9 protein-coding genes are annotated in these 12,640 nt (G+C 60.9%); 4 read left to right on the forward strand and 5 right to left on the reverse strand.

The window, feature by feature from the left end:
- Positions 1–169 precede the first annotated feature (169 nt).
- Positions 170–1,054 (reverse strand): 3-keto-5-aminohexanoate cleavage protein, encoded by an 885-nt coding sequence (locus GY791_07065; GenBank protein MCP4328178.1) that lies wholly within the window; start codon positions 1,052–1,054, stop codon positions 170–172.
- 182 nt (positions 1,055–1,236) lie between these two features.
- Between GY791_07065 and GY791_07070 the strand changes: the two genes are divergently transcribed.
- Positions 1,237–2,322 (forward strand): GlxA family transcriptional regulator, encoded by a 1,086-nt coding sequence (locus tag GY791_07070; GenBank protein MCP4328179.1) that lies wholly within the window; start codon positions 1,237–1,239, stop codon positions 2,320–2,322.
- Here the strand turns inward: GY791_07070 and GY791_07075 are convergent.
- Complete coding sequence (locus GY791_07075; GenBank protein MCP4328180.1) at positions 2,319–3,260, reverse strand: 3-hydroxybutyryl-CoA dehydrogenase; 942 nt, start codon at positions 3,258–3,260, stop codon at positions 2,319–2,321. The two genes, GY791_07070 and GY791_07075, sit on opposite strands and share 4 nt — an antisense overlap.
- 8 nt (positions 3,261–3,268) lie before the next feature.
- A complete protein-coding gene (gene caiD / locus GY791_07080) occupies positions 3,269–4,069 on the reverse strand; it encodes a crotonobetainyl-CoA hydratase (GenBank protein MCP4328181.1) in 801 nt (266 codons plus the stop codon).
- 214 nt (positions 4,070–4,283) lie between these two features.
- On the opposite strand from caiD, the gene GY791_07085 reads away from it, so the two are divergent.
- The gene (locus GY791_07085; GenBank protein MCP4328182.1) at positions 4,284–5,444 is read left to right on the forward strand and encodes an acyl-CoA dehydrogenase; all 1,161 of its coding nucleotides are present in this window, start codon (positions 4,284–4,286) and stop codon (positions 5,442–5,444) included.
- Positions 5,441–7,483: an acetate--CoA ligase family protein gene (locus tag GY791_07090; protein ID MCP4328183.1), complete on the forward strand. Its 2,043-nt coding sequence runs from the start codon at positions 5,441–5,443 to the stop codon at positions 7,481–7,483. Before GY791_07085 ends, GY791_07090 begins: the two co-directional genes overlap by 4 nt.
- A gap of 51 nt (positions 7,484–7,534) precedes the next feature.
- Here the strand turns inward: GY791_07090 and GY791_07095 are convergent, their stop codons facing one another.
- Positions 7,535–9,331 (reverse strand): hypothetical protein, encoded by a 1,797-nt coding sequence (locus GY791_07095; protein ID MCP4328184.1) that lies wholly within the window; start codon positions 9,329–9,331, stop codon positions 7,535–7,537.
- A gap of 470 nt (positions 9,332–9,801) precedes the next feature.
- Between GY791_07095 and GY791_07100 the strand changes: the two genes are divergently transcribed.
- Positions 9,802–11,307 carry an amidohydrolase family protein gene (locus tag GY791_07100; protein ID MCP4328185.1) on the forward strand — a complete coding sequence of 502 codons (1,506 nt, stop codon included), beginning with the start codon at positions 9,802–9,804 and terminating at the stop codon, positions 11,305–11,307.
- 63 nt (positions 11,308–11,370) lie between these two features.
- On the opposite strand, the gene GY791_07105 is transcribed toward GY791_07100, so the two are convergent.
- Positions 11,371–12,528 (reverse strand): hypothetical protein, encoded by a 1,158-nt coding sequence (locus tag GY791_07105; GenBank protein MCP4328186.1) that lies wholly within the window; start codon positions 12,526–12,528, stop codon positions 11,371–11,373.
- Positions 12,529–12,640: the final 112 nt, after the last annotated feature.

A 12,640-nucleotide genomic window follows, 5' to 3' on the forward strand; every position in this document is an offset into this window, starting at 1 on the left:
CAGACAGATATTCCTGGGCAACTTGGCGCTTGAAAGCGATTGAATAGGTGCGATGCCTTGCCATGAGCTTCTCCTCTGAAGCCCGGACACCATAGTCAAAAATCACCAATCCCGCCTGTCCAGCCCCTGGGGGTCACTCCAGTTGATCGGTGAACTTGTCGTGGCGCGGTCAAGCGCCCCGCAGACCCAGTTTTTGTCGCGCTTCGTCCGGGCCGATGACGCGGGCGCCGAGCCGCTCGACTATTTCGACCGCTCGTTCGACCAATTGCCCGTTACTCGCCAACACGCCGCGATCGAGATAGATGTTGTCCTCGAGGCCGACCCGCGCATTGCCGCCGAGCAGCACGGCCTGCGCCACCATCGGCATTTGCATTCGTGAAATACCGAAGCCGGCCCATTGCGCGTTGGGCGGTAGCGAATCACGCATCGTCATCATCGATTTGGTATCCGCGCCTGCGCCCCATGTCAGGCCGAGGCAAATCTGGAACAGCGGCGGCTCGGCGATCAGCCCTTCGGCAACCATCTGCGATGCAAATCGGACGTGGCCAAGGTCGAAGACCTCAAGCTCGGGTTTTACGCCGCAGTCTCGGATCCGTTGCGCCATCGCTCGCAAATAGGCCGGCGGGCTGACATAGATGTCGGCGCCGTCGCTAAAATTCATCGTACCGCAATCGAGACTGCAAATGTCGGGCCGCAAGGCCTCGACGTGGGTAAGCCGTTCTTCCGGCCCCACCATGTCAGTGCCGGGGCCGCCGACGCTGGGATCGTCCTCGCTGGGCACCCAGTCGCCGCCCATGCCGGCGGTCAAGTTGATCACGACGTCGGTGCCGCTGGCGCGGACCAGTTCGACGGCCTGGCGAAAGAGCTCCGAATCGCGTGAGCCTTTGCCGGTCTCCGGGTTGCGGACGTGGATATGGGCGATCGCCGCGCCGGCCTGAGCGGCTTCGATCGCCGCGTCTGCCACTTGTTGCGGCGTGACCGGTACGCCCGGGTGCTTGTCCAAGGTGTCGCCGGCGCCGGTGACCGCGCATGTGATAATGACATCCCTGTTCATCGCCCCTCCAGGTCAAGCATCCGCATGTCCAAGGGATAAATTCTTGACGAAAATCCATGAACAGATTATTGGGTTTTCGCCGGATTTTGCGTTTTTTCGACGGATTCGCCCGATGCTCGTCCGTGACCGCGGTCGAGACCGCGCGGTCGGAACCAGATGACAACGGAGACGAGATTAGGACCATGGCAGCGCCAGAGGCGGAAACGCCACATCAAACCTTCGCTTTCGTATTGATCCCGCGATTCAACATGATGGCCCTGACGACCACATTGGAGCCACTGCGGATCGCCAACTATTTTCACGGACGGACGCTTTACGAATGGCGATTCCTGTCGGTCGATGGCGAGACCATAACCGCCAGCAACGGCATGTCATTGAAGACCGAGCCCTTGCACCACAACGACCGTCGTTGGGACGCGATTTTCGTTTGCGGCAGCTGGAACGCCCAACGTTACGAAAACGACAATCTATTGGGTTGGCTTCGCCGAATGGCACGATACGGAATTCCACTCGGCGCGATGGAGGTCGGCACCTTTATCCTCGCGCGGGCGAAGCTGCTATCCGGTTACCGTGTGACAACCCATCTCCATTGCATCCGTGCCTTTACCGAGGAATTCGCCGACACCATCGTCGAAGAGCGTTTGTTTGTGATCGACCGCGATCGGATGACCAGTGCGGGAGGCACTGCCGGGATCGATATGATGCTCGACGAAGTGCGGCAGCGTCATGGCCTTCAGCTCATGCTCCAGGTTGCCGAGCAGATCCTTCATTACCCGATCCGCGATTCGGCCACACCCCAACGTCGTACCGCCGGCGGTGCACCCAAGGTCCCGCATCCTGTTCTCCGTGAAGCGATCGCACTGATGGAAAACAACCTCGAAGAACCAATTGCGATACCCGACCTGGCGGACGCCATCGGCATCTCGCAACGCAAGCTCGAGCGGCTGTTCCGCAAGCATATGGGGGCGTCGATCATCGGGTTTTATCGGGTTATGCGATTGGAATTTGCGCGCGTCCTGCTGATGTACACAAACCTGACGATTCTTGAAGTGTCGGTGGCGTGCGGCTTTTCCAGCCTGTCCCATTTCGCCAAATCGTTTTCCGCTCAATTTGGCAAGCGGCCACGCGATCACCGCGAAGCCTGGCCCGAAGCAGAACCGATGCCGATCTGGCCGGGGACCAACGAACTGCTGGTCGAGGCCGCCAAAGTCGCCGCGCGCCGCGGCCGTCGGGGGCCACCGGTGGAACCGGGTGCGCCCGCCGCCTAATCGTCTTTCAGTGCCCGGGCGACGGCAACCAGAGCAGCGTCGCGTTCGCCGGCGAGTCGCGTAAAATCACGACCCGCAGCCTCGCGCAGACAGCCCGCGACCATGCGTTCGCGCAAATCCGAGGTAAGTTCAGGTGCCTCCAGTCGGGTCCAAGGCAACTTCAGGGCGGGCCCGAAATGGTCGAGAGTCGCGGCCATTCCACCTTCTCCGGCTGCCACATGAAAGGCCATGCAGGGACCCATGACCGCCCACCGCGGCCCCGGTCCGGTCGTGATCGCGAGATCGATCTGTTCGACGGTAGCCTCGCCATTGGCGACCATGTGCAGGGCTTCGCGCCATAGTGCCTCCTGCAGGCGGGTCGCAATGAAGCCGGGGATTTCCGTGTCCATTACCAAAGGCGCCTTGCCACTCAACCGGTAGAATTCGGCCAGCCAAACCACCGCTGCCGGGTCCGTCCTCGCGCCACCGACAATTTCGACCAACGGTAACAGATAGGGCGGGTTGAAGGGATGGGCGACCACCGTCCGCTCGGGTGATGGGCAGCGTGCCTGAATGTCTGTCATCGTCAAGCCCGAGGTGCTCGAGGCGATGACGACGTCATCGGGTACCAGGGTGCCGAGTTCGACATAAAGCGATTGTTTGAGTGCCAGGTTCTCGGGCGCACTTTCCTGGACGAACTCGGCATTGGCGACGGCCGCCGCCAAGTCGGAAGTGCACCGCAACGCGTTGGGCGATGCACCGTCGGCCAGCCCGAGCGATTCAAGGCTGGGCCAGGCGGTGTCGACGAATTGGCGCAGCGCTTCCTCCTCCGCGGCATCGTGGAGGTAGGTGGTGACCTGATATCCGTGGGCGAGAAAGTGCGCCGACCAGCCGCCGCCGATCGGGCCGGCACCGATGCAGGTCACGCGGCGGACGTCCCGTGGTTCTTTCCTGGCCATGTTCACTCCTAACGTCCCTTGAAAACCGGGTTACGCCGTTCGACAAAAGCGCGAATACCCTCTTCAGCGTCTTCCGAACGGAGCATTTGCCGGTAGACCGGCAGGTCGCCGGTGCGCATCGTCTGAAACGACTGTTCGATGGTGTTACCCTCGATAGCGCGCAACACCTCTTTCACTGTCTGCAGGGCGAGCGGCGCCGATTCGGCGAGTTGGTCGGCCCATTCCCGGGCCTTGTCGATCAATTCGCTGCCTGGAACAACCAAGTTGACAAGGCCATGATGGGCAGCTTCCGTCGCTGGCATCCGGCGGCCCAGGAGAAGCATCTCCATTGCCACGTTGTAGGGAATGCGTCGCGGCACGCGTTGAATGGCGCCGGCGTCGGGGACAATGCCGAGCGGCAATTCGGGCAAGGCAAATTCAGCGTGTTCGGCGGCGATGATCAGATCGCAGGCGATCGCCAACTCCAGTCCGCCGCCGATGGCCAGTCCGTTGACTGCCGCGATAACCGGCTTGTTGAGGTCCCACCGTTCGGTGATCCCGGCAAAGCCGCCCGGAGCCTGCTCGTCCTCCCACCATTCGTCCAACTTGGCATCGCCGCGTTCGACCTCCTTTAGATCCCAGCCCGCCGAGAAGATCCGATCGCCGGCCGCAGTCAAAATCGCGACGCGCAGTTCCGGGTCGTCGCGGAGCGTGTCGAAGGCGGCACCGAGTTGGCGGTTGGTCTCTTGACCGATGGCATTGACCTTGGGCCGATCGAGGGTGATTTCCAGAACATGGCCGCGCCGCACGACGCCTACCTCTTGCTTCATCGATCCGATCCTCCGCTGGCTTTCGGTGGTTTGTATGATCGGGGAATCCGCCTATCTCGGCATTACTGTTTCCGACAAAAACACGGTTAATTCGACATGCCGGCTGGGGCGGCGAAAACCTTTAAAAGATGTCGAATAGCTACAAATCCCGTGGCGTGAAATCCCCAATCATTAGGACGCGCTATTGCCATGACAGCGAGACCGGAGGCGCGCCATGGATTTTCACCTCACCGACGAGCAGCGCATTCTCGTCGGATCCTTGCAGGCGTTCTTGGAGGACGAAATTTATCCCCATGAGGCCGAAGTCGATCGTAGCGGCGAGGTCCCAGCGGAACTTGGCGAGCAGATCACCCGTAGGGCGATTGAGATGGGATTCTATGCGGCCAATCTGCCGGAATCGGTCGGCGGTGGTGGCCTCGACAATACGAGCTTGGCCTTGTTCGAGCGCGTGCTCGGCACATGCAGTCATGCATTGCACGGTTATATCGGCAGACCGACGGAATTACTGCTGGCCTGTGAAGGCGATCAGGTAGAACGCTACCTGAGACCCTGTGTGCGTGGCGACTTACGCGAATGCTTCGCCCTCAGTGAGCCCGGTGCGGGCTCCGACATCATGTCGATGACGACCCGCGCGGTGCGGGATGGTGGCGACTTTGTGATCAACGGATCGAAGCACTTCATCAGCTGCGTCGGCGTACCTGATTTCGCCATTGTGTTCGCCGCCACCAGCGTCGAGGACACGCCGAAGGGCGAGCGCAAACGGGCAACCGCATTCCTCGTCGATCGCGGTACCAAGGGCTTCGCCCTGGAACCGGGCTACGATTGCATCAGCATTCGCGGCTATAACAACTACCGACTGACCTTCGATGACTGCCGGGTCGGTTCCGGCCAAATCCTCGGCGAGGTCGACAACGGCCTCGATCTTGCGGAAACTTGGCTAAAGATGGGCCGGGTGTGGGTCGGAGCGACCTGCTGCGGCAAGGCCGAACGTCTGATCAATCTAGCGACCGAGTGGGCCGCGACACGCAAGCAGTTCGGCCAACCGATCGGCAAGTTTCAGGGTACATCGTTCAAGCTCGCCGACATGGCGACCGAGTTGCGGGCGGCCGATTTGCTGGTCATGAACACCGCCTGGAAGGCGGACCAAGGGGTCATGGAGCCGGCCGACGCGGCAATGGTAAAGCTTTATGGGTCGGAAATGCTTGGCCGCGTCGCGGACAATGCGGTGCAGATATTCGGCGGAATGGGGTTGATGTCGGAATTACCGATCGAACGCATGTGGCGCGATTCCAGGCTCGAGCGCATTTGGGACGGAACGTCGGAAATCCAGCGCCATATCATCGCCCGGTCGATGCTGCGCCCGCTCGGCGGATGACACCCGGCCAGCGCGATAATTTGCGCCGGTTGCTGGCCCCACGCCATGTTGCGTTGATCGGCGGCGACGACGCGGATGTCGCCGCGATTCAATGTGCGGCGGCCGGTTTCAAGGGCCCGATTTGGGGTGTCAACCCACGTCGCAAGGAACTCGGTGGCCGGCCCTGTTTCGCCCGGGTCGAAGACCTTCCCGAGGCCCCCGATGCGGTTTTTCTCGCCGTACCGAGGGCCGCCGTCGGCGACATCGTCGGGGCGCTGAGCCGCGTCGGTGCCGGTGGCGTTATTTGCTACACCGCCGGCGACCTCGCCTTGGTCGGCCCCAATTGCTACGGCTTGATCAACTACGTCCACGACGCCGTTCTCTGGCCGTATGGCCATGGCGGTACTCGGGTAAACCGCGGCGTCGCTTTGGTCTCGCAGAGCGGTATGTTGGGGACCAACCTGACGATGAACCGTCGATCGGTGCCCTTCGCCTATGTGATCAGCGCCGGCAACATGGCGATGCTCGGCGTCGAGGACTATCTCGAAGTCCTAATCGAAGACCCGGCGGTCGCCGCTATCGGACTCTACCTGGAGACGCTGCGCGACATCCCGCGTTTCGCCGATATCGCGGGCCGTACCCTCGAAGCCGGCATTCCCATCGTCGCGCTCAAGGCAGGGAGCTCCGAGATCGGCGCTCGCCTCACGGTCACCCATACCGGTTCCCTCGCAGGTGCCGACGATCTCTACCAGGCATTGTTCGACCGCCTCGGTGTCATACGCGTCGATACGCCCGTGACGCTGCTTGAAACGCTCAAGATGTTGATCGTTGCGGGTGCCCCTGCGGGTCGACGGGTGGCCGGTTTTACCTGCTCCGGCGGCGACGCGGCGATGCTGGCCGACGGCGCCGGCAAGGCAGGTATCTCATTCGACCAGCCGTCGCCGGGGGCGGCGAAGGACCTGGCGGACCGCCTGCCCAACATCGCCACCGTCTCCAACCCCCTCGATTACACGACCCCTTTGTGGGGCGACCCCGACCGCATGCCAGCGATCTTTCAGGCGCTGATCGGCGATGGCTACGACGCGGCGCTGCTGGTCCAAGATTATCCGGCGCCGGAAATCGACACCGATCGCGACAGCTATCTCACCGACGCCCGCAGCTTCGCGGCGGCGACCCGCGCGGCCGGGATTCCGGGGGCCATCTGCAGTGACCTGCCGGAAAACATCGACCGCAAGACACGCGATATCATGGTCGAGCTCGGCGTCGCTCCACTCCAGGGTATATCCGAGGCGATGACCGCAATGGCGGGCGCCGCATTCCTTGGTGAACGGCGCGCCGTGATGGCCGCCGCCGGCGGCGCGGCTGCATTCCGCCTGCGTACACCACCATTGCCACACGGTGATCTTGAAATCCTTGACGAATGGGCCGGCAAACAGCGGTTGGCGGCCGCCGGTATAGCGGTACCGGCGGGCCGACTGGTCGGCGCCGAGGCCGCACCCGCGGCAGCTGAGGAGATTGGCTTCCCGGTTGTCGCCAAATTGGCCGACCCGCGGATGCCGCACAAGAGCGAGGCCGGCGCGGTGCGGGTCGGCCTGAACAGTCCGGCCGCCGTCGCCGAAGCCGTGGCTGCAATCGCCAACTCGGTTGCCGACTATCAGCCCGGCTTCAATTGCGACGTTTTTCTCATCGAGCGCATGATAGTCGACGCGATCGCCGAACTCCTCATCGGTATTCGCCGCGATGATGTATTCGGGCACGTCATGGTGCTGGCCAGCGGTGGCGTTCTCGTGGAACTTGTCGGTGACGCCCGGGCGCTGCTGCTTCCAATCGACCGGGACGGCATTGCCAGGGCCTTGGCGTCGCTAAAGGTCTCAGAGCTGCTCGCCGGGTACCGCGGCGGTGCCGCGGCGGACATCGATGCGGTCGTCGACGCGGTGCTGAAAGTCGCTGAATTCGCGGACACCTATCGCGACAAACTCGAGGAACTCGACATCAACCCGTTGATGGTCCGGTGCGATGGCGTGGTGGCGGCAGACGTGCTGCTCCGGATCGCCAGGTAATCGAGCAACTCGAGGAAACGAGGCAGCCTGAGGCGATGGCGAAGGAACGCCCTATTTGAGAACCTCGGTTCTCTCCTGTGCGGCGCCTTCCAACGATTCGATCTCTTCCCGGTGCTCGGAGAGTTCACCGGCGAGAGAGCGCTCGACCGCATTGGCGACGGCCTTCGCGGCCTCGATTCTTTCGAGGTATACGAAGTCTGCACCGGCCGCATAGAGTCGCGGGATCTCTTCGATGGTGATCGCGTTTGCGATGATCGATGCCGTTGGGTTGAGCTGCCGAATCATGCGCACCAACTGGCGATTGGTGATGCCACGTAGAACATCGTCCGGAACCGTCGACACGACGATCTTGGCCCGGTCGATCCCGGCGTGCATCAATGTGTCCGAATTCGAAATGTCGCCGTATTCGGTGTGTACGCCGAGACGGCGTATTTCCCCATGCAGGCGCGCGTTGAAATCGACGACGAGGATCTCCTCCATAATCTCCGGATGCTTGCGGGCCACCTCGTGGAGCAATGACGACGAGACGCGATAGAAACCCAAGAGCGCGATCCGGAAACTCTTCGTTTCTTCGATGTCGGTGCCGCTCGGCGGTCTTATTCCCAAAGTCTCCAGCAAGGGGGAAAGGCGGTCGTGTAGCCAATAGGCGTGCTTGTAGATCGGCGGCGTCAGCAGTGCCGTTATCACAAACGCAAAGATGATGCTCGCGTTCAACCCTGCGCCGATATGCCCCAATTGAAATCCGAGATAGGCAATCACCAGGCCGAACTCGGATATCTGGGCCAAACGGGCCGAAGCGACAACCGAGGTCCGGCGATCGCAACCGGTGTAATAGAGTACCGGGAGGAAGATTGCGAAGCGGCAAAAAATCGCGAGCACCGAAATTAGGATCGCGAGGGTCAGAATATCCCAGTTTTCAATGGCCGGAATGGTCATCCCCACGCCGACGAAGAACAGCGTCACAAAGAAATCTTTGACGACGCTGACCTTCGTCAAAATCTCCTTGCTGTAAGGAAAACTAGCGATGCTGGCGCCGGCGATGAGCGCCGCCATCCCGGAACCGACCGCCAAATGCCAGTCGAAGCCGAAGGCCAATACCGTGAAGGTGTCAAAATGCAGACCAAGAAAGATGACCAGGAAGCACCACGAGACGGCGGCCAGCACGATAATCTCGGGTTTGTCCGCCATCGAACGGAAGATGGTGGACGCGACATATCTGGAAAACAGAATCGCCCCGAACGCCAAAATAACGATGCCCACCAGGGAGAGGACGACGGGGCCAATGCTCATACTTTCAAAGTCAGGCTGCACCGCCAGCACGATGACTGCCCAAATGTCTTGGAAGATCAATAGTCCAAGCGCGGCCCGCCCGGGTTCGGTATCGAGTTCGAGATTGGCCTGGAAGAGCTTGACGACCAGCAGTGTCGAGGAACCTGCAAGGACGATGCCGATATAGACGGCGGCGAACGGCGCATCGCCAAGGAGATCCGAGGCGAAACCCAGCCACAGGAAGATCTTCGTCATGACGACGCCGAATGCGACACAGAGGGGATATTGCAACAGTCCGGACGCGACCAATGCCTTGCCGCTCGACCTTACCTTCCGCAGATCGATTTCCAGGCCAATGATGAATAGCAGCAGGACGAAACCCAGCTGGGCGATCGTATCGATATTGGCCGGATCGGTAACAAGCCCCAGTCCGACGGGGCCGGCAATCATGCCGGCGACCAAGAAGCCGGCGATATCAGGGATCCGAATACGCGTGAACAAGACAGCGAGCCCGCCGGCCAACAACAGGCTGATCCCAATGTCGTTAACGAGCGGGGGGAGTTCTGCGCCGGCGGCCAAAGCCGATCGGCCGCCGAAGGACAAAATGCCGAATAGGCACAAGCCAGGGGCGACGGTTTTCGCAAGGGACCTAACGCGTGATACGGACATTAGTCGTCATATGATAATGGGGTGCCGTTCAATTCCAGATGCAGAGTTATTCTTTTCCAGTCGCGTGCAGTTTAGCCGCTTGTTTTTCTTAACAAAAGCCCGACAGAGAATGCATTTGACGTGTTCAGTGGAAAAGCGGGCCGCACTGAGGATGATTTCCAGCAACTGCCGGAGCTACAATTCCCGATCGGCAAGCAAGGGGTGGCCCTGAGATTGATATAGTCCCGTTCGAGACGCGGTATTGATGGCTTTGTGCGGACAGAGCGCTGGTGCTCACGGGTTTGCCCTAAAACCGCAGTCGCCAAACCAACGAGATGGTCATGCTTCGACCACGCTTTGATCCATGATGCGTCGCCGACGAAAGATGGCTGGTGTGCACTATGCCTGACAGATTTATTATTCGGGGCGGCCGCATCCTGGATGTCGCCACCGGTGTTGACCGTCCCGCCGACCTGCTGATCGACGGAACCACGATCGCGGAGATCGGGCCACCCGAAATGATCGCGCCCGTGGACGCAAAGCTGATCGATGCGACGGACCGGCTGTTGCTGCCGGGACTGATAAATGCCCATACCCACAGCCATGGTGGATTGGCCAAGGGCATGGTCGCCGATCGTGTGCCGCTCGAGGTGTTCCTGGCTTCGAGTGCCGGCCTTTACTGGGGCCGCACGCTCACGGACAAATATCTCAGCGCCCTGATCTCGGCGGTCGAGCTGGTCCGCAAGGGATGCACTGCGACCTACGATATGTTCGTCGAGATTCCGGTTCCCACCCGAGACGGCGCCGAAGCGGTTGCACAGGCCTATCACGATGTCGGCATGCGTGCCGTCGTCGCACCGATGATGGCGGACCGTACGCTCTATCAAGCGATGCCCGGGCTGATCGACGCGATGCCGGACCAAATTCGCCGGCAGGTCGAGAAAATCACCACCGCTCCCCAGGAGGCAAGTATCGAGGGATGCCGGACCATACTCAAGCACTGGCCGTTCGATCGCGATCGGGTGCGCCCTGCGGTGGCACCGACGATCCCGCTTCACTGTACCGACGAATTCCTTTCTGCTTGCGGAGATCTGGCCCGTGACTTCGATGTCGGAATGCAGACTCATCTCGCGGAATCCAAGACGCAGGCGCTGATCGGCCTGAGAAAGTACGGCAAAACCCTGACCGCGCACCTGTCGGACCTGGGTCTGCTCGGCCCGAGGTTTAGCGCTGCTCATGCGATTTGGGTTGATCGCGAGGATATCCTGCGCATGGCGGATGCCGGCGCCGGCGTCTCGCACAACGTTTTGAGCAATCTGCGTCTGGGCTCTGGAATGGCGCCGGTTCGGCTGATGATCGAAAACGGTCTACAGGTCGGTATCGGGACAGATGCGACCAATACATCGGATACGCAGAACATGTTCGAGGCGATGCGGCTCGCCGCCTATATTTCCCGTATCCAAGCGCCCGAATACGACCAATGGCTTTCGATCGAGGACGTGATCGCCATGGCGACAACGGGTAGCGCCGCAATTCTCGGATTTGCGGATCGTATCGGCCGCCTCGAGACCGGCTACAAGGCCGACATCGTATTCTTGAACCTCGCCGACATCACCTATGTGCCGGCCAACAACATCGCCCTCCAGCTCGTCAACGGTGAAAGCGGCGGTGCCGTTGATTCGGTGATGATTGGTGGCCGGATGGTCCTTGAGCATGGCCGAATGCTAACAGTCGACGAGGCGAAGCTGCGGATCGACATCGAGAAGGCGTCGGCCCGTCTGAACGTATCGAACGCGCGGAACGCGACACTCGCCCGGTCGATCGCGGATATCGTCGGGGCGTTTTGCGTCAGCCACTCGCGAATGCCGCTTCCCATCCATCGCCGGGCAGAGACCTGCGGTGCCTGAGGCGGCCGCAGGTCGGCACACGCCCTTTTGCGCTTGGCGGGGCGTGAATTCCGCTCCTCCGCATTATGGGCGCTCTTTTCTCACGGCAACGAACGACTCGTCATTGAACCATAGGCCGCCGTGGCGACGGAGGACGTCGGCAGTGGCCTCGAGATAGGTTCCGGCCTCCAGCGCCTTGGCCAGCCTACTATCCTCGATCTGCGCCACGTAGATGGCGGCATTCCATGCCGCGAGCAGGGTCGACGTGCCGATGCTTCCGCTGACCTCGGAAGGCAGCATGTACATATGGTATTGGAACTTGTACTCGGCCGCTGGGTCGGTGTGGAAATCGTAGTCGCCGGCGCTCTCGCCTAGTGCCTCGCGGAGGTCAGAAATCAGATCGGGGCATTTGTGCTCGAACGGAGTTTCGTCCGGCCAGATCCGGCGGATTATTTCCAACCCGGGATCGTCGCCGAAAGACTGCACGAGGAGCAGTCTGCCGCCCGGTGCCAGCGAACGGACCAACGGCTCGAGGATACGATCGACCTTGAAAGCGATCGACGCGCGGGCCCGGTACGGTTGCGAGACGATAACCAGGTCATAGGGAAACGGGACTTCGCCGCGGCGGGGTATGACGCGCTCGAGGGCGAACCGTTGATCGGCGCGATAGAGGACCAGGACCGACGGTTTTTCGTAGATCAGATTGTTTGTGGTTTTGCTCGGACGTACCTGCCAGCCGTCGGTAAGGGTCGTATGCAATTCTCGTATCTGGGCTGCAAACTCATGGGCGGAGGTCCCGTCAAGCGCGACCTCCGTCCAGTTGACGGATGACATATCGCCACTCTCGACGCGGAGCCAAGGAGCCTCGCGATAGAACATGTTGGTCGCGGTAAACACCATCTGCGGGTGTTCGAAAAAACGATCCGCCACTTTCTCGAGGGACATGCGCACGTCTTCCAGGCTGATTTCTTTGCCGACCACATGGAACGGCACCGTTGGAAACTGGGCATGGAGGTGACGCATCACGTTCGAAAGTACCGATCCATCGCCCATCCCGGCATCGAACACGCTGAGGCATGGGGGCGTGGGACGGAGATATGCAATCTCGCGACCGATCCGGCTGCCGATCACCCACTTCTCATCGCAGGTGGTCACGAACAGAAGATATTTCTGCCGATTGTCGTAGAATCGGAAGTTTCCCGAGCCGCCTCCGCCGTTTTCGTTTTCTGCGGCTTTTCGCATCGTTCACTCGTCTCTGCGGTCGCGTTGATCCATAGTATGCCGATTTCCGATATCGGTCGTCCATCGGACCATAAATCGTAATCGGTTCCCGGCTGACCAATTTTGCCCGAAG

The organism is Alphaproteobacteria bacterium (assembly GCA_024244705.1).
GTDB lineage: Bacteria > Pseudomonadota > Alphaproteobacteria > JAAEOK01 > JAAEOK01 > JAAEOK01.